Source organism: Citrobacter sp. Cpo148, from assembly GCF_030332375.1.
In the GTDB taxonomy this organism is placed as follows: Bacteria; Pseudomonadota; Gammaproteobacteria; order Enterobacterales; family Enterobacteriaceae; genus Citrobacter; species Citrobacter portucalensis.
Genome location: NZ_JAOWHY010000043.1, coordinates 577800 through 597896 on the forward strand (window position 1 = coordinate 577800; position 20097 = coordinate 597896).

At 50.3% G+C, this 20097-nt stretch carries 21 protein-coding genes; 15 read left to right on the forward strand and 6 right to left on the reverse strand.

Features of this window, described 5'->3' with window-relative positions; translation table 11 throughout:
- Positions 1 to 100: 100 nt before the first annotated feature.
- The 4 genes from pspD to pspA are packed head-to-tail and all read right to left on the reverse strand — an operon-like array spanning position 101 to position 1646.
- The gene (gene pspD, locus OGY10_RS12680; protein ID WP_003833267.1) at positions 101 to 331 is read right to left on the reverse strand and encodes a phage shock protein PspD; all 231 of its coding nucleotides are present in this window, start codon (positions 329 to 331) and stop codon (positions 101 to 103) included.
- Positions 332 to 339: 8 nt separating this feature from the next.
- Complete coding sequence (gene pspC, locus OGY10_RS12685; protein WP_003020497.1) at positions 340 to 699, reverse strand: envelope stress response membrane protein PspC; 360 nt, start codon at positions 697 to 699, stop codon at positions 340 to 342.
- Entirely contained in the window at positions 699 to 923 is a 225-nt protein-coding gene (gene pspB, locus OGY10_RS12690; RefSeq protein ID WP_003020509.1) for an envelope stress response membrane protein PspB, read from the reverse strand. Before pspB ends, pspC begins: the two co-directional genes overlap by 1 nt.
- A 54-nt stretch (positions 924 to 977) precedes the next feature.
- The gene (gene pspA / locus OGY10_RS12695; RefSeq protein WP_003020532.1) at positions 978 to 1646 is read right to left on the reverse strand and encodes a phage shock protein PspA; all 669 of its coding nucleotides are present in this window, start codon (positions 1644 to 1646) and stop codon (positions 978 to 980) included.
- Between the two features lie 155 nt (positions 1647 to 1801).
- On the opposite strand from pspA, the gene pspF reads away from it, so the two are divergent.
- Entirely contained in the window at positions 1802 to 2791 is a 990-nt protein-coding gene (gene pspF / locus OGY10_RS12700; protein WP_161495982.1) for a phage shock protein operon transcriptional activator, read from the forward strand.
- A gap of 94 nt (positions 2792 to 2885) precedes the next feature.
- A complete protein-coding gene (locus tag OGY10_RS12705) occupies positions 2886 to 3530 on the forward strand; it encodes a quinolone resistance pentapeptide repeat protein QnrB6 (protein WP_001749994.1) in 645 nt (214 codons plus the stop codon).
- Between the two features lie 91 nt (positions 3531 to 3621).
- Here OGY10_RS12705 and OGY10_RS12710 read toward each other — a convergent pair whose 3' ends face one another.
- Positions 3622 to 4530, reverse strand: coding sequence for an SDR family oxidoreductase (locus OGY10_RS12710; RefSeq protein ID WP_191227138.1), 909 nt, complete (start codon positions 4528 to 4530; stop codon positions 3622 to 3624).
- Between the two features lie 247 nt (positions 4531 to 4777).
- On the opposite strand from OGY10_RS12710, the gene OGY10_RS12715 reads away from it, so the two are divergent.
- From OGY10_RS12715 to sapF, 6 genes are all read left to right on the forward strand, one after another.
- Positions 4778 to 5170 (forward strand): YdeI family stress tolerance OB fold protein, encoded by a 393-nt coding sequence (locus tag OGY10_RS12715; RefSeq protein WP_008784920.1) that lies wholly within the window; start codon positions 4778 to 4780, stop codon positions 5168 to 5170.
- Between the two features lie 337 nt (positions 5171 to 5507).
- Complete coding sequence (gene sapA / locus OGY10_RS12720) at positions 5508 to 7151, forward strand: ABC transporter substrate-binding protein SapA (protein WP_003833288.1); 1644 nt, start codon at positions 5508 to 5510, stop codon at positions 7149 to 7151.
- On the forward strand, positions 7148 to 8113 hold the full coding sequence (sapB, locus tag OGY10_RS12725) for a peptide ABC transporter permease SapB (protein WP_003020545.1): 966 nt from the start codon (positions 7148 to 7150) through the stop codon (positions 8111 to 8113). The genes sapA and sapB overlap by 4 nt, the downstream gene beginning before the upstream one ends.
- On the forward strand, positions 8100 to 8990 hold the full coding sequence (gene sapC, locus OGY10_RS12730) for a peptide ABC transporter permease SapC (RefSeq protein ID WP_003833291.1): 891 nt from the start codon (positions 8100 to 8102) through the stop codon (positions 8988 to 8990). The genes sapB and sapC overlap by 14 nt, the downstream gene beginning before the upstream one ends.
- Positions 8990 to 9982: a peptide ABC transporter ATP-binding protein SapD gene (gene sapD, locus OGY10_RS12735; protein WP_003020556.1), complete on the forward strand. Its 993-nt coding sequence runs from the start codon at positions 8990 to 8992 to the stop codon at positions 9980 to 9982. The genes sapC and sapD overlap by 1 nt, the downstream gene beginning before the upstream one ends.
- A 1-nt stretch (position 9983) precedes the next feature.
- Complete coding sequence (gene sapF / locus OGY10_RS12740) at positions 9984 to 10790, forward strand: peptide ABC transporter ATP-binding protein SapF (protein ID WP_003020558.1); 807 nt, start codon at positions 9984 to 9986, stop codon at positions 10788 to 10790.
- Positions 10791 to 10828: 38 nt separating this feature from the next.
- On the opposite strand, the gene OGY10_RS12745 is transcribed toward sapF, so the two are convergent.
- Positions 10829 to 11521 (reverse strand): EAL domain-containing protein, encoded by a 693-nt coding sequence (locus OGY10_RS12745; protein WP_032943595.1) that lies wholly within the window; start codon positions 11519 to 11521, stop codon positions 10829 to 10831.
- Positions 11522 to 11963: 442 nt separating this feature from the next.
- Between OGY10_RS12745 and fabI the strand changes: the two genes are divergently transcribed.
- The 7 genes from fabI to osmB all read left to right on the forward strand — a co-directional run bounded on the left by fabI (position 11964) and on the right by osmB (position 20094).
- A complete protein-coding gene (fabI, locus tag OGY10_RS12750; RefSeq protein WP_020996373.1) occupies positions 11964 to 12752 on the forward strand; it encodes an enoyl-ACP reductase FabI in 789 nt (262 codons plus the stop codon).
- Between the two features lie 214 nt (positions 12753 to 12966).
- Positions 12967 to 14112: a carboxymuconolactone decarboxylase family protein gene (locus OGY10_RS12755; protein WP_191227137.1), complete on the forward strand. Its 1146-nt coding sequence runs from the start codon at positions 12967 to 12969 to the stop codon at positions 14110 to 14112.
- Positions 14113 to 14201: 89 nt separating this feature from the next.
- Positions 14202 to 16136, forward strand: coding sequence for an exoribonuclease II (locus OGY10_RS12760; protein ID WP_191227136.1), 1935 nt, complete (start codon positions 14202 to 14204; stop codon positions 16134 to 16136).
- 265 nt (positions 16137 to 16401) lie between these two features.
- Positions 16402 to 18393 carry a cyclic di-GMP phosphodiesterase gene (gene pdeR, locus OGY10_RS12765; protein WP_008784927.1) on the forward strand — a complete coding sequence of 664 codons (1992 nt, stop codon included), beginning with the start codon at positions 16402 to 16404 and terminating at the stop codon, positions 18391 to 18393.
- Between the two features lie 183 nt (positions 18394 to 18576).
- Complete coding sequence (locus tag OGY10_RS12770; protein ID WP_003833313.1) at positions 18577 to 18759, forward strand: YciZ family protein; 183 nt, start codon at positions 18577 to 18579, stop codon at positions 18757 to 18759.
- Positions 18760 to 18854: 95 nt separating this feature from the next.
- The gene (gene yciT / locus OGY10_RS12775; RefSeq protein WP_032943602.1) at positions 18855 to 19607 is read left to right on the forward strand and encodes a DNA-binding transcriptional regulator YciT; all 753 of its coding nucleotides are present in this window, start codon (positions 18855 to 18857) and stop codon (positions 19605 to 19607) included.
- A gap of 268 nt (positions 19608 to 19875) precedes the next feature.
- Positions 19876 to 20094, forward strand: coding sequence for an osmotically-inducible lipoprotein OsmB (gene osmB, locus OGY10_RS12780; protein WP_003020583.1), 219 nt, complete (start codon positions 19876 to 19878; stop codon positions 20092 to 20094).
- The last annotated feature ends 3 nt before the right edge of the window (positions 20095 to 20097 follow it).

The following is a 20097-nucleotide window of genomic DNA, read 5'->3' on the forward strand; positions in this document are numbered from 1 at the left end:
CCAAAAGAATTCTGACAGCCCCAAAATTATATTTGTGAGCTGCCGCAAATTAACTGAGGGAATGTTGATTAATTGTTGCTTGCATTTGCTGATTCAAATATCAGGGTTGATTACCTGAATAGCGTTTCGACAATTTTGCCGCAGCCCGACTCAACACCGGTTCCAGAACCAACGCCAGCAGCATTTTTAGCGGGCGTCGGGCGACGGACTTCACCGCCCACCCTGCTACACCCGCCGGGCCGTAGCGCAGCGCGGTCAGGAGCACCAGCTTACCTGCTATTTTAAAGCCCGGCTTAACCCTTTGCCCGGCACGTTGCCAGCGATTGTTCATTTCTGTCCTCACAATTGACGGAAGCGACTACGTAAGGAAAAAGTATCGGACGTCACATAACGCTCCATTTCACGTAAACGCTTTTCACTAGCCGCCAGCTCGCGATCGACGGCATCCAACAGCTCACCGCTTGATGGCTGCTGCTCGCCGGAAACCACATTATCCGGCATCGGATCCAACACAAAGGTCAGCACGATGTAGGCGACGAAGGTGAAAAAGGCCAGGCCAAAAAAGACTGACAACACCACCAGGATCCGTACCAGCTTCACAGGCACATCGAGATAATGCGCAATCCCAGCGCAAACCCCCTTCACCATGCCCTGCTGCGGAATACGCCACAGTTTTTTGTTCAGATTAACGCCTCCCATTAGCGGTCCCTCCAGTTTGGATGTTCAGCATCAAGAATGTCTTCCAGCGCCTGAATGCGCTCGCGCATCCGCTGTGCGTCATCGTTGAGTTCAACCAGGCGTTGCTGTTCACTTTGCGACAGTTCGCCACGGCTGGAACGGTTGCTGTAATGCAGCCAGAGCCAAATCGGTAAAACGAACAACACAAAGATGGTTAACGGGATGGCCAGAAATAGCGCGCTCATGAGTACTCCTTACAGGTGATGAGCGGCGGCGCGTTCGGGCGCCGCCAGATGTTATTATTGCTTGTCTTGCTGCATTTTGGCTTTAAGTTGCGCCAGCTGCTCGCTGATTTCATCATCTGCTTTCAGGTCAGCAAATTGCTGATCCAGAGACTTCTGTTTACCGAAGTTATGGCTTTCAGCCTCGGCTTCCATCTGATCGATTCGACGCTCGAAAGATTCAAAACGCGCCATCGCTTCATCAAGTTTACCGCTGTCCAGTTGACGACGAACATCACGCGAAGAACTCGCTGCCTGATGACGCAGCATCAGCGCCTGCTGACGAGCACGGGTTTCACTGAGTTTATTTTCCAGCTCACCGATCTCTTTTTTCATACGCGCCAGCGTATCGTCAACCAGTGTCACCTCATGCTCCAGAGAGGCAATTAAATCGGTCAGTTTCTGCTTTTCAATTAACGCAGAACGCGCCAAATCTTCTTTCTCTTTACGCAGCGCCAGTTCAGCTTTTTCCTGCCACTCTGCCTGTTGCGCGCTGGCCTGTTCAATACGGCGAGATAATTGTTTCTTTTCTGCCAGCGCACGCGCTGAGTTGGAACGTACCTCAACCAGCGTGTCTTCCATTTCCTGGATCATCAAACGCACCAGCTTCTGCGGATCTTCAGCCTTTTCCAGCAACGCGTTAATGTTGGCGTTCACGATGTCGGCAAAACGAGAAAAAATACCCATAATGTAATCCTCACTTACTGTTCTGATATCGGGCAATGCCCTGCTGTTTTCGTAATGCACGGGGCGTGCCAACTTTTTATCTAATTGATTCTAATAATTATATCTAATTTTACCTGTTGCGAAAATTAGGGTAAATTGGTGAATAACACTAACAAATGGTGAATTTCATCATGGCAGGATACAAAGATAATCTTCTGGGCGAAGCGAACAGCTTTATTGAAGTGCTGGAGCAGGTTTCTCATCTCGCGCCGCTGGATAAACCAGTACTGGTTATAGGTGAGCGCGGGACCGGGAAAGAACTTATCGCCAACCGCCTGCACTACCTCTCCACCCGCTGGCAAGGCCCGTTTATTTCGCTTAACTGCGCGGCGCTAAACGAAAATTTGCTTGATTCCGAACTGTTTGGTCACGAAGCGGGTGCCTTTACCGGCGCGCAAAAACGCCATCCAGGACGTTTCGAACGCGCCGACGGCGGTACGCTGTTTCTCGATGAACTGGCAACTGCCCCGATGTTGGTACAGGAAAAATTGCTGCGCGTTATTGAATATGGCGAGCTGGAGCGCGTAGGTGGTAGCCAACCATTACAGGTTAACGTACGACTTGTTTGTGCGACCAATGCTGACTTACCTCGCATGGTTAGCGAAGGCACTTTCCGCGCGGACCTGCTGGATCGCCTGGCCTTTGACGTGGTGCAACTCCCACCGTTACGCGAGCGTCAAAGTGACATTATGTTAATGGCCGAACATTTTGCCATTCAGATGTGCCGCGAGATCGGATTACCTCTGTTTCCGGGTTTTAGTGCCGAGGCCAGAGAAACGCTCCTCCACTACCGTTGGCCGGGCAATATTCGTGAACTGAAAAACGTCGTGGAGCGATCCGTTTACCGGCATGGAACCAGTGATTACCCGCTGGATGAGATAATCATTGACCCCTTCCGCCGCCACACTACGCAGCCGCAGGCGCCGGAAACTAAACCGATGTCTGTAGGGTTACCGCTGGATCTGCGTGAATTCCAGCAGCAGCAAGAGAAAGACTTTCTACAAACCAGCTTACAGCAGGCAAAATTTAACCAGAAAAAAGCCGCTGAATTACTGGGGCTGACTTACCATCAGCTTCGCGCTTTGCTGAAAAAACACCAGATTTAACGCACATTTGCAGATGTCATATTGGCGGATTTGACGCATAACCCCATCAGGGTTTACCATGACGCCATTACTGTATAAAAAAACAGGTACAAATATGGCTCTGGCACTCGTTGGCGAAAAAATTGACAGAAACCGTTTCACCGGTGAGAAAATTGAAAATAGTACATTTTTTAACTGTGATTTTTCAGGTGCCGACCTGAGCGGCACTGAATTTATCGGCTGTCAGTTCTATGATCGTGAAAGCCAGAAAGGGTGCAATTTTAGTCGTGCGATGCTGAAAGATGCCATTTTTAAAAGCTGTGATTTATCCATGGCGGATTTTCGCAATGCCAGTGCGCTGGGCATTGAAATTCGCCACTGCCGCGCACAAGGCGCAGATTTCCGCGGCGCAAGCTTTATGAATATGATCACCACGCGCACCTGGTTTTGTAGCGCATATATCACGAATACCAATCTAAGCTACGCCAATTTTTCGAAAGTCGTGTTGGAAAAGTGTGAGCTGTGGGAAAACCGTTGGATGGGTGCCCAGGTACTGGGCGCGACGTTCAGTGGTTCAGATCTCTCCGGCGGCGAGTTTTCGACTTTCGACTGGCGAGCAGCAAACTTCACACATTGCGATCTGACCAATTCGGAGTTGGGTGACTTAGATATTCGGGGCGTTGATTTACAAGGCGTTAAGCTGGACAACTACCAGGCGTCGTTGCTCATGGAGCGGCTTGGCATCGCGGTGATTGGTTAGCATTCACGGAGCGGTAAGTACCGCTCCCGCCCTTATACAATAGTGTCCGCCCTTGCCTTAAAAGTCACTTTCGACGCACAGAGCGTAAACGTTAGAGGGTTCCGGTCCCCCCATCAGAACACCAGACCTGACCAGACGTATAGCTGTTCTCCCGAGCGGCCAGGGTGACATAAAGCGGCGCGATTTCCACCGGTTGACCAGGGCGTCCCAGCGGCGCATTTGCCCCAAATTTCTCCACCTTTTCCTGCGGTTGACCACCACAGCACTGCAGTACAGTCCAGTATGGACCCGGCGCGACGGCATTGACACGGATCCCTTTCGGGGCCAGCTGTTTCGCCAGCGATTTAGTAAATGCCACGATAGCTGCTTTAGTCTGAGCATAATCAAGCAAGATTTCACTTGGCTCATAAGCCTGTACGGAGGAGGTATTAATTATCACGCTGTCTGGTGAAAGATGGGGTATGGTCGCTTTGGTGATCCAAAACATAGCGTAAACATTGGTTTTAAAAGTTGCGTCGAAATCTTCTGTGGTGAGTTCCTCAATTGACTCACAAAATTGCTGACGACCCGCATTATTGACGAGGATATCCAACCCTCCCAGCCCTTTTACCGCCTGTTTTACCAGATGGCCGCAAAAAGTTTCATCACGGATATCTCCGGGGATGGCCAAAACATTTCTGCCTGCTTTTTTTATCAGGTCGACCACTTCACGCGCATCATCTTCTTCTTCAGGTAAATAGTTAATCGCAACATCAGCGCCTTCACGAGCATAGGCAATAGCAACAGCACGACCAATCCCTGAATCCCCACCGGTAATTAATACCTTGCGCCCATTCAGGCGACCGCTTCCCTGATAGCTGTCTTCTCCATGATCGGGGCGCGGTTGCATTTTCCCCGCCAGCCCGGGAAAGGGCTGCTGCTGCTGTTGAAAAGGCGGCGCCGGAAAACGCGCAGAATTGGTTTTATTGATGGTCTTTTTTTCCTTGTTTAAGCCAGCCATTCAATTACCTCTCATTATTTATCACAAAGACTAATAAGCGTAGACCAAAATGAATGGCATGACCTATATTATCCAGCTGCACTTAATTTTCTCGGAATATTACCCCCCTACTTTCCTCTACCGTTACGCTTATATCCCCACCAACGTTAGATTTAATTTAAACAATATTATTTGAGACTTATCCAGTTCGCAGTATTAATAAATAGCAACCACACTTAACATCTCAACCTTGGCAAAAGGAGAACATATGAAATTATCCATAACGCCATTATTATGTTGTTTTTTATTGTCGCCAGCGCTTGCTGATGATAACGGCGGGTTGAAAAATGATACAGCTCCACCGCCAGCCCACGCTCTGGATGAAGGTTATCGTGGGACTGAAGATGCAAGAATCATGACTGTCGAACAGGCCAAAACGATGCATGACGGTGCGACCATTTCTCTGCGAGGTAATCTCATCGAGGATCAAGACGGAGACAAATTTGTCTTTCGTGATAAAACCGGCAGTATCCTGACTTTAATTCCACACGCGGTTTTCGATGGTCGAACGGTTAAACCCGATCAAATGATCAGTATTAACGGTAGCCTCGACGCTAAAATGCAACCACCAGTAGTACGCGTAAATAAGATCCAGAAGTAACGCAATAACCGGGAAGAAAGCCGCTCTTCCCGGTTGATTTTCTTTATTCCCACGATTTTGCGAATGCTCTCTTCTGCCCGTCATGGTCATTTCCCCCTCTTTCCCCTCACATTTTTCTTTCTACCCGCGAATCACACGTTTATAGCAAGTCAGATGGGCCATGAAAATGCTAAGATAGTTAACAGAGTAGATTCAAAGTGGATAGCAGGTATGAATTTTGACCATGTCGCGGTGTTGAACTCGAGCTTATCGAGCCTGTTACTCCCAAAAACAAACGGTAATGGCAAATGTCATTAAGTATTAGTAAGATAGCCTCTTTATATAATCCATTAAAATTATGCGCCTGGTTTTATCATCTCTGATCGTGATGGCTGGATTTCTGAGTGGTCAGGCTGCTGCTGCGCCTGAGCAAGCTCCGCACGCTGATATCCGTGACAGTGGGTTTGTCTATTGCGTCAGCGGGCAAGTCAATACGTTCAACCCACAAAAAACGAGCAGCGGTCTCATCGTCGATACGTTAGCGGCCCAATTGTATGACCGACTGCTTGATGTAGATCCCTACACCTATCGGCTGGTGCCTGAGCTTGCTGAAAGCTGGGAGGTGCTGGATAACGGCGCAACCTACCGCTTCCATCTGCGTCGTGACGTTCAGTTTCAGAAGACGGCCTGGTTCACCCCCACCCGCAAACTGAATGCAGACGATGTGGTGTTTACCTTCGAGCGCATCTTTGATCGCCACCATCCGTGGCACAATGTGAACGGCAGCAGTTTCCCCTACTTCGACAGCCTGCAGTTTGCCGATAACGTCCAAAGCGTGCGCAAACTGGACAACAACACCGTTGAATTCCGCTTAACGCAACCGGATGCCTCCTTTATGTGGCACCTTGCCACACACTATGCCTCCGTAATGTCGGCGGAATATGCCGCTAATCTGGCAAAACAGGATCGCCAGGAGTTGCTCGACAGACAACCCGTCGGCACAGGCCCGTACCAGCTTTCGGAGAATCGTGCCGGCCAATATATTCGGTTGCAGCGACATGAAAAATTCTGGCGTGGTACCCCCCTGATGCCGCAGGTCGTAGTGGATCTCGGTTCTGGTGGAACCGGACGCTTATCGAAATTACTCACTGGCGAATGTGACGTCCTTGCCTGGCCTGCCGCCAGCCAGCTCAGCATATTGCGTGATGACCCTCGCCTGCGTTTGACGCTGCGCCCGGGGATGAACATTGCCTATCTGGCGTTCAACACCAATAAACCGCCGTTGAATAACCCTGCCGTGCGGCATGCGCTGGCGCTAGCGATCAACAACCAGCGCTTAATGCAGTCTATCTACTACGGGACGGCAGAAACCGCGGCATCTATTTTGCCTCGCGCCTCGTGGGCTTATGATAACGAAGCTAAAATTACAGAATACAACCCGGCAAAATCGCGCGAGCAGCTAAAAGCGCTGGGGCTGGAGAATCTGACGTTACAACTTTGGGTCCCTACCAGCTCTCAGGCCTGGAACCCCAGTCCGCTGAAAACCGCCGAGCTGATTCAGGCAGATATGGCTCAGGTGGGTGTGAAAGTGAAGATCATCCCGGTAGAAGGTCGTTTTCAGGAGGCGAGATTAATGGATATGAACCATGATCTGACGTTATCCGGCTGGGCGACGGACAGTAACGATCCTGACAGTTTTTTCCGGCCGTTGCTCAGCTGTGCCGCCATCAATTCACAGACCAACTTTGCCCACTGGTGTAATCCGCAGTTTGACAGTATTCTGCGCAAGGCTCTCTCTTCGCAGCAGCTTTCATCGCGAATTGATGCCTATGACGAAGCGCAAAATATTCTTGCCCAAGAGTTACCGATCCTGCCACTGGCCTCTTCACTGCGTCTACAGGCTTACCGCTACGACATCAAAGGGTTGGTGCTCAGTCCATTCGGTAATGCCTCTTTTGCCGGCGTGTCCAGGGAAAAGAAAGATGAGGTGAAAAAACCATGATTATCTTCACCTTGCGTCGATTTTTATTGCTACTGGTAACCCTGTTCTTCCTGACCTTTATTGGCTTCAGCCTGAGCTACTTCACGCCTCATGCGCCGTTACAGGGTGCATCGCTGTGGAACGCATGGGTATTCTGGTTCAATGGTCTCATTCACTGGGATTTCGGCGTATCCAGTATCAACGGCCAGTTGATCTCAGAGCAGCTGAAAGAGGTGTTCCCGGCCACAATGGAGCTGTGCATTCTTGCCTTTGGTTTTGCACTAATGGTTGGGATCCCCGTTGGTATGCTGGCCGGTATCACGCGGAACAAATGGCAGGACCGCTGCATCAGCGCATTGGCTCTGATGGGGTTTTCTATCCCCGTTTTTTGGCTGGCGCTGCTGCTGACATTGCTCTTCTCGCTGACCCTCGGCTGGTTACCCGTTTCCGGGCGTTTTGATCTTCTCTACGAGGTGAAACCTGTTACCGGTTTTGCCATTATTGATGCGTGGATCTCCGACTCGCCCTGGCGCGATGAAATGCTGGTCAGCGCTATCCGTCATATGGTGCTCCCGGTGCTGACGCTCTCCGTTGCGCCCACCACAGAAGTTATCCGCCTGATGCGTATCAGCACCATTGAGGTCTTTGACCAGAACTACGTCAAAGCGGCGGCCACGCGCGGTCTGTCACGATTAACGATTCTGCGTCGTCACGTCCTGCACAATGCCCTTCCGCCAGTGATCCCGCGTCTGGGATTACAGTTTTCCACCATGCTGACGCTGGCGATGATCACCGAGATGGTCTTTAGCTGGCCCGGTCTTGGTCGTTGGCTGATTAACGCGATTCGCCAGCAGGATTACGCGGCGATTTCAGCGGGCGTGATGGTGATTGGCTCACTGGTTATTATCGTTAACGTCATCTCTGATATTTTGGGTGCTATGGCTAACCCTCTGAAACATAAGGAATGGTATGCCTTACGATAGCGTCTACAGCGAAAAACGCCCGCCAGGTACGTTGCGCACCGCATGGCGCAATTTCTATGGCGATGCGACTGCGATGATCGGCCTGTACGGCTGTGCGGGACTGGCTATTCTGTGTATTTTTGGTGGTTGGTTTGCCCCTTACGGCATCGATCAGCAATTTCTCGGCTATCAGCTTTTACCGCCGTCATGGTCGCGCTATGGCGAAGTCTCATTCTTCCTCGGGACTGACGATCTGGGACGTGACGTTTTAAGTCGTCTGCTCAGCGGTGCGGCCCCGACCGTTGGCGGCGCGTTTGTCGTTACTCTTGCCGCCACGCTGTGTGGTCTGGTATTGGGTGTAGTTGCCGGTGCGACGCACGGCTTGCGCTCTGCGGTGCTGAACCACATTCTGGACACCCTGCTGTCGATCCCTTCTCTGCTGCTGGCGATTATTGTGGTGGCGTTTGCCGGGCCGCATCTGACACACGCCATGTTTGCCGTCTGGCTGGCGCTGCTGCCGCGCATGGTGCGCTCCGTTTACAGCATGGTGCATGACGAGCTGGAGAAAGAGTACGTCATTGCCGCTCGCCTGGACGGTGCAACCACACTGAATATTCTGTGGTTCGCCGTTCTGCCCAATATTACCGCTGGCCTTATTACTGAAATCACCCGCGCACTGTCGATGGCGATTCTGGATATCGCCGCGCTGGGTTTTCTCGACCTTGGCGCACAGCTGCCGTCCCCGGAATGGGGAGCCATGCTCGGCGACGCACTGGAGCTGATTTATGTCGCACCGTGGACGGTGATGCTGCCAGGCGCGGCAATTATGATAAGCGTGTTGCTGGTTAACCTACTGGGTGACGGCGTGCGCCGCGCAATTATTGCGGGGGTGGAGTAATGCCATTACTGGATATCCGCAACCTGACCATTGAATTCAGGACCGGTGACGACTGGGTAAAGGCTGTTGATCGTGTCAGCATGACCTTGAATGAGGGTGAAATCCGCGGGCTGGTCGGCGAATCTGGCTCCGGCAAAAGTCTGATCGCTAAGGCCATTTGTGGCGTCGCTAAAGATAACTGGCGCGTAACCGCAGACCGTATGCGTTTTGATGATATCGATCTGCTACGCCTTTCGGCGCGTGAACGACGCAAACTGGTCGGTCATAACGTCTCCATGATCTTTCAGGAGCCGCAGTCATGTCTCGATCCGTCCGAGCGTATCGGACGTCAACTGATGCAAAATATTCCGGCATGGACCTACAAAGGTCGCTGGTGGCAGCGCATCGGTTGGCGCAAACGCCGTGCGATTGAACTCTTGCACCGCGTCGGGATAAAAGACCATAAAGACGCCATGCGCAGCTTTCCATATGAGCTGACCGATGGCGAATGCCAGAAGGTCATGATCGCTATCGCATTAGCGAATCAGCCGCGTTTGCTGATTGCCGATGAACCAACGAACGCGATGGAGCCAACCACCCAGGCGCAAATTTTCCGTCTGCTAACCCGTCTGAATCAAAACAGCAATACCACCATTTTGTTGATTAGCCATGACCTGCAAATGCTCAGCCAGTGGGCTGACAAAATCAACGTGATGTACTGCGGGCAAACGGTCGAAACCGCGCCAAGTAAAGATTTGGTGACCATTCCTCATCATCCTTACACTCAAGCGTTGATTCGCGCTATTCCTGATTTTGGTAGCGCAATGCCGCACAAAAGCCGCCTGAATACCATGCCAGGAGCTATTCCATTGCTGGAACAATTACCCATCGGCTGTCGTCTGGGGCCACGCTGCCCTTATGCACAACGCGAATGTATTGAAACCCCAAGACTGACCGGAGCAAAGAATCATCTCTACGCCTGTCATTTCCCGCTGAACATGGAGAGAGAGTGAGATGGTAGAAACCCTGCTCGAAGTTCGTAATCTGAGCAAAACCTTTCGCTACCGGACAGGTTTATTTCGCCGCCAGACCGTTGAGGCCGTTAAGCCCCTGAGTTTCACCCTGCGTGAACGTCAGACGCTCGCCGTCATTGGTGAAAACGGTTCGGGGAAATCTACGCTAGCAAAAATGTTGGCGGGTATGATTGAACCCACCAGCGGTGAGCTGCTGATTGACGATCATCCGTTAAAATATGGCGATTATTCATTTCGTAGCCAGCGGATCCGTATGATTTTCCAGGATCCGTCAACATCGCTTAATCCGCGGCAACGTATCTCGCAGATCCTTGATTTTCCGCTACGTCTGAATACCGACCTCGAGCCTGAGCAGCGTCGTAAACAGATCGTGGAGACCATGCGCATGGTCGGGCTGCTGCCCGATCACGTAAGCTATTACCCACATATGTTGGCCCCAGGGCAAAAACAGCGTCTGGGCCTTGCCCGTGCGCTCATTTTACGCCCCAAAGTCATTATCGCCGACGAAGCCCTGGCCTCTCTGGACATGTCGATGCGTTCACAGCTCATCAATCTGATGCTGGAATTGCAGGAAAAACAGGGGATTTCGTATATCTATGTGACCCAACATATTGGCATGATGAAGCACATCAGCGATCAGGTATTAGTCATGCATCAGGGCGAAGTGGTAGAACGCGGCAGTACAGCGGATGTTCTGGCGTCCCCGCTTCATGAGCTTACCCGCCGCCTGATTGCAGGTCATTTCGGCGAAGCGCTCACCGCTGATGCCTGGCGAAAAGATCGTTAGCAAACGGCTGCCCTCCTCAACCGGGGGGCAATCTGTCATCAGTGACACAACGTGGGTAAGAGCAGCGTATCAACTTCGGTAAACGCGACTGACGGGTAAAGGGCACCACCTTGCATTGCCCAGACACCTGCGGTACTGGCCTCGTCGATAAGTCGTACTGTTTCTACTCCCTTCACCACAACACGGTCGCAATATTCCCTGATATTTTTGATCAGCACCGGGAACATCGGTTTTTCTACCTGTTCCAGGAAGAAACCGCGATCCAGTTTCACAACGTCAAAATGACCGCAAACCAGCGGACTGGCCCCTACGCTGCCGGAGCCAAGATCGCCCAACCACAATGCGTTTGGGCCGTCGCGAAGTGAATTAATCAGCAGATTATTCAGGCACACGGTATTCGACAGAAAACGTTCTGAAAGTTCCAGTGCAATAAATGGTAGAGCATGTAAGGCCGACTTGATGGCTGGATCACCAATCGCCAGCAGTGCCATTTCGTCAATGAGGTTCAGGGTGCAAATAAGGCTGTTGCGCTCAAACCAGTCACGCTTTTCGGCAATTAGTCGAATTTGCTCGAGCATGAAATTACGCTTTTGTTCGCTATCCCACGCTGAAATGATGAAATCTGGATGCAACGGGTGAACCGTATCTGAAGTAAACCGGGCGTTAATCTCTACACCCAGTAATTTATCTGTTGTGTCTCTCATCGGTTCCGCGATGAAATGATAGTGCATAAGACCACTCCAATTGATCATAACATCCTGATAATGCACTTCTAATCACAATCAATCAATAATATCGATCAATGAATCGATATTGATCGATAAAAACAATATATCATAACAAGCTGAATATTGTCATGTTTTATGTTTTAAGAAAGTTCCTACCTTGCTATGTTTATTAACATCAGCTAGCAATGAAATAATACCATTTCAATGCCTTTGAAACCTCGTATTTTCTCTGATTCACCGACGTTAGATGCCTGAACGAAGCATAAGCGGAGGGGGATGATATACTCCTCACATGTAATAACGTGACAGGTCACGTGAGGCGGATAACCATTCTCAAGGGAAAAAGCGTGGGATATAATTTCAGGCCAATTTCGAGTGTGTTTGATGCGTCAATCATAACTCATTGATTGATAAAAGATAAGTGTTAACCAAAAGGATTAAAGCCATGGGTTTTTTATCAGGTAAGCGCATTCTGGTGACAGGCCTTGCCAGTAAATTGTCTATCGCATGGGGAATCGCTCAGGCGATGCATCGCGAAGGTGCCGAACTGGCGTTCACCTACCAGAACGACAAGCTGAAAGGTCGTGTGGAAGAATTTGCAGCGCAATTAGGCTCCAACATTGTTTTGCAGTGTGATGTAGCTGAAGATGCCAGCATTGACGCCATGTTTGCTGAACTGAGCAAAGCCTGGCCGAAATTCGACGGTTTCGTACACTCCATCGGCTTCGCACCTGCTGACCAACTGGATGGTGATTATGTGAATGCAGTTACCCGCGAAGGATTTAAAATTGCGCATGACATTAGCGCTTATAGCTTTGTTGCGATGGCAAAAGCATGTCGTTCTATGCTAAACCCTGGCTCTGCGCTATTGACGTTGTCCTATCTGGGCGCAGAGCGTGCAATCCCTAACTATAACGTGATGGGCCTGGCGAAAGCCTCATTGGAAGCAAACGTCCGTTATATGGCTAACGCAATGGGGCCTGAAGGCGTACGCGTAAACGCAATTTCCGCAGGTCCAATCCGCACCCTCGCCGCTTCCGGTATCAAAGATTTCCGTAAAATGCTGGCCCATTGCGAAGCTGTTACGCCGATTCGCCGCACTGTTACCATTGAAGATGTGGGCAACTCTGCGGCATTCCTGTGTTCCGATCTTTCTGCCGGTATCTCAGGTGAAGTTGTACACGTTGACGGTGGTTTCAGCATCGCTGCAATGAATGAACTAGAACTGAAATAATCATCCACTCTTCTCTGGGCGGCCCACCGTCGCCCGTGATGCTCGTTTTTAATTCCCCTCTACCCTGTCCCATATATGCTTTTCTGATATTTATTATCACGTAACAATCTTTCATCCCCTCTTCTGCTTACGTCAGGATATTGCAGCGCAAACGATCCGGCGTAGTGGTATGACGACGTGTCCGGGTCGCCACTTTTTAGACCAAGGACCGCCCATGGAACAACGCCGAATTGAAGGCAAAAGCCACTGGTATCATGAGACGCAATCCAGCATGTATCCACAAGATGTTCTGCCGCTGGTGCCGGAAGCCGCTCATGTCGACGACTGCTTTTTACTGGATCTGGCGATATCTGATGACGCCCTTTTACCTTTTCAATCCTGGTTAATCCCTGCCCGTAAACTTGCACAGATCCTCTTCCCGACCCACGTAAACCTGAGTCAGATGCACACATTCAGCGCCTATGAACGGATGAGTACGGCGTTAACCGTCGCTCAGGTATATGGCGTCCAGCGATTATGTAATCACTATGCCGCGCGTCTAACACCGCTTCCTGGGCCGGACTCCTCGCGGGAAAGTAACCATCGACTGGCGCAAATCACCCAATATGCTCGTCAACTTGCCAGCTCTCCTGCCGTGATAGGCGCGCGCGATCGCCAGCATCTGGATGCAGTCGGGCTGACCACCAGCGATAGTATTCTGATGAATCAAATTATCGGATTCGTCGGTTTTCAGGCCCGTATCGTGGCCCTGTTTCAGGCCTGGTGTGGACATCCGGTGCGCCGAATTCCGGGTCTCGATATACAACAATTCGCTCACGCTTCACCATTTAGTGCAGCAAACGCTACCTGGCACGCTTCGCCATTTCCGATTGAAAAACATCTTAATCATGATGAGTCGATAGACAGACGTTATCCCGAGGAACTGCAAGCGTTACTGCCATTACTGATACATTCCCCCGTCATTTTGGATTTACTCGGGTCGCTCATTTCCAGCACGCAACGTAGCGGGATACCGGTACAGGCATTTTCATTGGCGACGCTGATGACTTCACGGATTAATGGCAGCGTGGCCTGTTTTAATGAACATGCGTATTCAACTCATGAATTAACCGAGGCCATTACCGTTCTTCGTCAGGATGAACGTGAATTACAACGGTGGGAACAACGACATCCGGTTGAGCGCGTCACCCTACAGGCGGTACAATGGCTGACCCGGGCGCCCGACCGCTTTAGCACCGCACTGTTAACGCCTTTGTTCGATCAGGGAATCTCTTCAGAGCAGGCCATTAACCTGCTAGCCTGGAGTGGATTGTGCGGATGGTTGAATCGCTTGAAAATCGCGCTGGGCGACACTGATTAACCGATCCACTTACTGAAAGAGCGCTTGCTGCAACTGGCAGAATCGCGTAAAACTGTCAGCCGCTCTTTTAGCCACGAAAATAGACAATTATGCTTCAGGACAACCCGCTGCTAGCGCAGCTTAAACAGCAACTACATTCCCAGACGCCACGTGCTGAAGGGGTGGTAAAAGCCACGGAAAAAGGCTTTGGCTTCCTGGAAGTCGATGCACAAAAAAGCTATTTCATTCCACCGCCGCAGATGAAAAAAGTGATGCATGGCGACCGTATTGTTGCGGTTATCCATACAGAAAAAGATCGTGAGTCTGCTGAGCCGGAAGAACTGATCGAACCCTTCCTGACGCGCTTCGTGGGTAAAGTTCAGGGCAAAAATGACCGTCTGTCCATTGTGCCGGATCATCCGTTACTGAAAGATGCTATTCCTTGTCGTGCAGCCCGCGGCGTTGAACATGAATTTAAAGAAGGCGACTGGGCTGTTGCAGAAATGCGCCGCCATCCGCTGAAAGGCGATCGCACCTTCTACGCCGAGTTAACCCAATTTATCACTTTTGCTGATGACCACTTTGTCCCGTGGTGGGTCACACTGGCACGCCATAATCTGGAAAAAGAAGCCCCAGACGGTGTAGCAACCGAAATGCTGGACGAAGGCCTGGTTCGTGAAGATTTAACCGCCCTCAATTTCGTCACCATCGACAGCGCCAGCACCGAAGATATGGACGATGCGCTGTATGCTGAAGAACAAGCTGACGGCACGCTACAATTAACCGTCGCCATTGCCGACCCAACAGCCTGGATTGCAGAAGGCAGTAAGCTGGATAAAACGGCAAAAATTCGCGCGTTCACCAATTATTTACCGGGGTTCAATATCCCGATGTTACCACGTGAATTGTCTGACGATCTCTGCTCTCTGCGCGCGAACGAAGTGCGCCCGGTTTTAGCTTGTCGTATGAGCATTACCGCCGATGGCACGATTGAAGACAACATCACCTTCTTCGCCGCAACCATCGAGTCTAAAGCGAAGCTGGCCTATGACTATGTTTCCGACTGGCTGGAAGGTACTGGCGAGTGGCAACCAGAAAACGACGCGATTGCGGAACAAATCCGTCTGCTGCATCGTATTTGCCTGAGCCGAGGAGAGTGGCGTCATAACCACGCGCTGGTCTTTAAAGATCGCCCGGATTACCGTTTCGTTCTCGGTGAAAAAGGTGAAGTACTGGACATCGTCGCTGAGCCACGCCGCATCGCAAACCGTATCGTGGAAGAATCCATGATTGCGGCAAATATTTGCGCCGCCCGTGTGCTTCGCGACAAGCTGGGCTTCGGTATTTATAACGTCCATATGGGATTCGACCCGGCCAACGCCGATGCTCTGGCCGCGCTGCTGAAAACCCACGGTATGCACGTCGATGCCGAAGAAGTACTGACACTGGAAGGTTTCTGCAAACTGCGCCGCGAACTGGATGCACAGCCATCCGGCTTCCTCGACAGCCGAATTCGCCGCTTCCAGTCTTACGCTGAAATTAGTATTGAGCCAGGTCCACACTTTGGGTTGGGTCTGGAGGCATATGCCACCTGGACTTCCCCAATCCGTAAGTACGGCGATATGATCAACCACCGTCTGCTTAAGGCTGTCATCAAAGGCGAAACCGTCGCTCGACCTCAGGATGATACCACCGTGCAAATGGCAGAACGTCGTCGCCTGAACCGGATGGCTGAGCGTGACGTGGGTGACTGGCTATACGCCCGTTTCCTGAGTGATAAAGCCGGAACCGACACCCGCTTTGCGGCCGAGATCATCGACGTCAGCCGCGGCGGCATGCGCGTACGTTTGGTTGATAATGGCGCTGTTGCCTTTATTCCTGCCCCCTTCCTGCACGCCGTGCGTGATGAACTGGTCTGCAGCCAGGAAAGTGGTACCGTACAAATCAAAGGTGAAGTGGTTTACAAAGTCACTGATGTGATTGACGTAACTATCGCCGAAGTTCGCATGGAAACCCGTAGCGTTATCGCGCGTCCAGCAGCGTAAACTGACAAATCCAACGACCTTTCTCTTTTTTGAAAGGTCGTTTTCTTTTTTTAGCGGCCAAATTTCAACCACACACTACACTTCTCTTATCCAGTCAAAATTTTTTTTTACTATTTTTCAGTTCGGCTGGCTTTGCTTTTTATGGATTCTGGATTACATATAAATATATAAATAAAACAATACGTTCAGCCATAATCACCCTGAATGAATCATGGCTACCCTTACTTTTGAGGCTTTATGCGCTTTAAACGGGATAGTACACATCATGAAAGACGTCCGGGAGCTGGTTACGTTGTATAGCTATGTGGGCACTCATAACCCCTACTGGCGTTTGTCAGAGGATTGCAACATCCTGCATTTCTCTATTGACGAAACAGCAGACGCTGAGCAGACCATCGAATTATCACCCGAGCAGGCCGACCGCATTCGCGAGATGACGGTAATTACGTCAAGCCTGTTGATGACGTTACCCATTGAAGATGACGATATTCCGGTACATTTGGTCGGGCGGAAAATCAATAAGCGCGAATGGGCCGGCAGCGCATCAGCCTGGGATGACACCCCTTCCGTCGCACGCGACCTGGCTCAAGGTCTCTCTTTTGCCGAACAGGTGGTTTCAGAAGCCAATTCCGTTATTGTCATTCTTGACCGCATGGGCAATATTCAGCGTTTTAACCGTCTGTGCGAAGAGTACACCGGACTCAGAGAACGTGAAGTCATTGGCCAAAGCGTATTCACACTGTTTATGAGTCGACGTGAAGCCGCAGCCTCCAGACGCAACATCGAGGTCTTTTTTCGCGAAGGCAACTCATATGAAGTCGAACGTTGGGTGAAGACCTGCAAAGGTCAGCGCCTGTTTCTTTTTCGCAATAAGTTTGTACATAACGGTAGCGGCAAGAACGAAATATTTCTGATCTGTTCCGGCACCGATATCACTGAAGAACGCCGCGCGCAGGAACGCCTGCGTATGTTGGCTAATACCGACTCCATCACCGGATTACCGAACCGTAACGCCATTCATGAGCTGATAAGCGACGCGATTGAGAACGCAGGTGATACTCAGGTTGGGATTGTATATCTCGATCTGGATAACTTCAAAAAGGTGAACGATGCCTACGGGCATATGTTTGGCGATCAGCTATTACAGAGTGTGTCGCTTGCAATCCTCAGTTGTCTTGACGACAACCAGCTATTGGCTCGGTTTGGCGGTGATGAATTTATCGTCCTTGCCACCGAAACGTCCCAGAGCACTCTGGAAGCTACCGCATCACGCATTCTGACACGCCTGCGTCAACCCTTTCGCATTGGCCTGATTGAAGTCTATACAGGCTGCTCTATTGGTATTTCCCTCGCTCCACAGCATGGTCAGGACTGCGAGAGCGTCATTCGTAACGCCGATACGGCCATGTACACCGCGAAAGAAGGCGGCCGCGGACAGTTTTGTGTTTTCTCTCCGGAAATGAATCAGCGGGTATTTGAATACCTGTGGCTGGATACTAACCTGCGCAAGGCGCTGGAAAACGATCAACTGGTTATCCATTATCAGCCAAAGATAACCTGGCGAGGCGAAGTGCGCAGCCTGGAGGCGCTGGTACGCTGGCAGTCTCCGGAACGCGGCCTCATTCCACCACTGGAATTTATCTCCTACGCCGAAGAATCAGGGCTTATCGTTCCGCTGGGTCGCTGGGTTATTCTGGACGTTGTGCGTCAGGTCGCAAAATGGCGCGCCAAGGGAATCAATCTGCGCGTGGCGGTAAACGTTTCTGCCCGCCAGCTCGCCGATCAGACGCTATTTACCGATCTCAAACAGGTGCTTCATGAACTCGACTTTGAATATTGCCCCATCGATGTCGAGTTAACGGAAAGCAGTTTGATTGAAAATGAGCAGTTGGCACTGTCCGTCATTCAGCAGTTTAGCCAGTTGGGGGCGCAAATCCATTTGGATGATTTTGGTACTGGATATTCGTCACTGTCTCAACTGGCCCGCTTCCCGCTTGATGCAATTAAACTGGATCAGACCTTTGTCAGGGATGTACACAAACAACCTATTTCGCAGTCGCTGGTACGTGCCATTGTTGCGGTCGCACAAGCACTCAATCTGCAGGTCATCGCCGAAGGTGTTGAAAGCGCGAAAGAGGATGCCTTTTTAACCAAAAATGGCGTCAACGAACGTCAGGGTTTTTTGTTTGCCAAACCAATGCCAGCGGCTGCATTTGAACGTTGGTATCGACGACATCTGAATAAAAAAACGCGCTAATGCTGTGGGATCAAACGTCATTAATAGCCATAAATGGACATTACGTAACGATCCTATCTGCATGTAATAACAGAATATATAATATTCTTCTATCATTGATAGTTAATACTATTTTTCCCTTCTCTTTTGCCATGAAATTCTGCATCATGAAATTCAAACTCTATTGCTATTAGGATGATAACCATGTCTGATATCGACGCTCAGCGTCTGGCCGAACGCATTGATACCGTGCTGGATATCCTCGTTGCAGGTGATTACCACTCAGCCATCCACAATCTCGAAATTCTGAAGGCTGAGCTGCTAGACACGGCCAAAGAAGATGCCGAGTCTTTGCCCAAAAAGCACAAGGCTCCCTGGGAGATCTGATGACATTAACCCTTTAATATCGCTGCTATAAGCAAACTGCATATGAGGCAGTTTCCGTTTAATTTCCGATACAATATTGCAATAAAATTAATATTATGAATTCCCGACAACAATCTATTTTGCAGATGGTGACTGATAAAGGTCAGATGAGCGTTGCCGAACTGGCAAAAATCACCGGTGTCTCAGAAGTGACGATTCGACAGGATCTGAACACACTGGAGAAACAGAGCTATTTACGCCGTGCGCACGGTTTTGCTGTTTCATTGAACAGTGATGATGTGGAAACGCGCATGATGACTAATTTTACGCTGAAGCGTGAACTGGCAGAATTTGCCGCATCTTTGGTAAGCCCTGGCGAGTCCGTATTCATTGAAAACGGCAGCAGCAATGCGCTCTTGGCCAGAACGCTGGCGGAGCAAAAAGATGTCACCATCATTACCGTCAGCAGTTATATAGCCCATCTGCTGAAAGAAACCCCCTGCGAAGTGATTCTCCTTGGCGGGATCTATCAGAAAAAAAGCGAAAGCATGGTGGGGCCCTTAACTCGCCAGTTTATCCAGCAGGTACACTTCAGTAAGGCCTTTATCGGCATTGATGGCTGGCAGGCTGACACCGGCTTCACCGGACGTGACATGATGCGTTCTGATGTGGTTAACGCGGTGCTGGAAAAAGGTGCAGAAGTTATTGTGCTTACTGACAGCTCAAAATTCGAAGCCATTCACCCTTACACACTAGGTCCATTAGAGCGATTCAGCCGCGTAGTCACGGATTCCAGACTCAGCGCCAGCGTACAAATGCAGCTTGAGCATTCAGGATTAACCGTCAATATCATTGATGCGAACGCATAAAATCTTCAGCAGATGATTTGTCAGTCGGCAAATCATCTCCTCTCTGAGAGTTATCTGACAGTCCAATTAAGACTTTTTACCTGTCGTTAATAGGATTAAGTCGTAAAATTAATGTTAGCGATATAACAGGAACGAACCTCCAATCTCAGGATAGTGTTTGTCATGCCTTCGCTAAACGGTTTCACGGAAATATCTTCGTTAGCCTAAATTTAGCGCTATTCTTAAAGAACACTGGATTCCGTGAATCAATAATTCAGGAGAAAGTATTATGTTAGTAACGAGCAAAAAAATGACCGCTGCCATTTTGGCGATTACTCTGGCAATGTCGCTGAGTGCCTGCTCTAACTGGTCCAAACGTGACCGTAACACCGCAATTGGTGCTGGTGCTGGTGCAATCGGTGGTGCAGTCCTGACTGACGGCAGCACGCTAGGCACGCTGGGTGGTGCTGCAGTAGGTGGTATTATTGGCCACCAGGTGGGTAAATAATTT

Coding starts and splice junctions, on each gene's coding strand:
- pspD (WP_003833267.1), bottom strand. CDS start 331: ATGAACAATCGCTGGCAACGTGCCGGGCAAAGGGTTAAGCCGGGCTTT.
- pspC (WP_003020497.1), bottom strand. CDS start 699: ATGGGAGGCGTTAATCTGAACAAAAAACTGTGGCGTATTCCGCAGCAG.
- pspB (WP_003020509.1), bottom strand. CDS start 923: ATGAGCGCGCTATTTCTGGCCATCCCGTTAACCATCTTTGTGTTGTTC.
- pspA (WP_003020532.1), bottom strand. CDS start 1,646: ATGGGTATTTTTTCTCGTTTTGCCGACATCGTGAACGCCAACATTAAC.
- pspF (WP_161495982.1), top strand. CDS start 1,802: ATGGTGAATTTCATCATGGCAGGATACAAAGATAATCTTCTGGGCGAA.
- OGY10_RS12705 (WP_001749994.1), top strand. CDS start 2,886: ATGGCTCTGGCACTCGTTGGCGAAAAAATTGACAGAAACCGTTTCACC.
- OGY10_RS12710 (WP_191227138.1), bottom strand. CDS start 4,530: ATGGCTGGCTTAAACAAGGAAAAAAAGACCATCAATAAAACCAATTCT.
- OGY10_RS12715 (WP_008784920.1), top strand. CDS start 4,778: ATGAAATTATCCATAACGCCATTATTATGTTGTTTTTTATTGTCGCCA.
- sapA (WP_003833288.1), top strand. CDS start 5,508: ATGCGCCTGGTTTTATCATCTCTGATCGTGATGGCTGGATTTCTGAGT.
- sapB (WP_003020545.1), top strand. CDS start 7,148: ATGATTATCTTCACCTTGCGTCGATTTTTATTGCTACTGGTAACCCTG.
- sapC (WP_003833291.1), top strand. CDS start 8,100: ATGCCTTACGATAGCGTCTACAGCGAAAAACGCCCGCCAGGTACGTTG.
- sapD (WP_003020556.1), top strand. CDS start 8,990: ATGCCATTACTGGATATCCGCAACCTGACCATTGAATTCAGGACCGGT.
- sapF (WP_003020558.1), top strand. CDS start 9,984: ATGGTAGAAACCCTGCTCGAAGTTCGTAATCTGAGCAAAACCTTTCGC.
- OGY10_RS12745 (WP_032943595.1), bottom strand. CDS start 11,521: ATGCACTATCATTTCATCGCGGAACCGATGAGAGACACAACAGATAAA.
- fabI (WP_020996373.1), top strand. CDS start 11,964: ATGGGTTTTTTATCAGGTAAGCGCATTCTGGTGACAGGCCTTGCCAGT.
- OGY10_RS12755 (WP_191227137.1), top strand. CDS start 12,967: ATGGAACAACGCCGAATTGAAGGCAAAAGCCACTGGTATCATGAGACG.
- OGY10_RS12760 (WP_191227136.1), top strand. CDS start 14,202: ATGCTTCAGGACAACCCGCTGCTAGCGCAGCTTAAACAGCAACTACAT.
- pdeR (WP_008784927.1), top strand. CDS start 16,402: ATGAAAGACGTCCGGGAGCTGGTTACGTTGTATAGCTATGTGGGCACT.
- OGY10_RS12770 (WP_003833313.1), top strand. CDS start 18,577: ATGTCTGATATCGACGCTCAGCGTCTGGCCGAACGCATTGATACCGTG.
- yciT (WP_032943602.1), top strand. CDS start 18,855: ATGAATTCCCGACAACAATCTATTTTGCAGATGGTGACTGATAAAGGT.
- osmB (WP_003020583.1), top strand. CDS start 19,876: ATGTTAGTAACGAGCAAAAAAATGACCGCTGCCATTTTGGCGATTACT.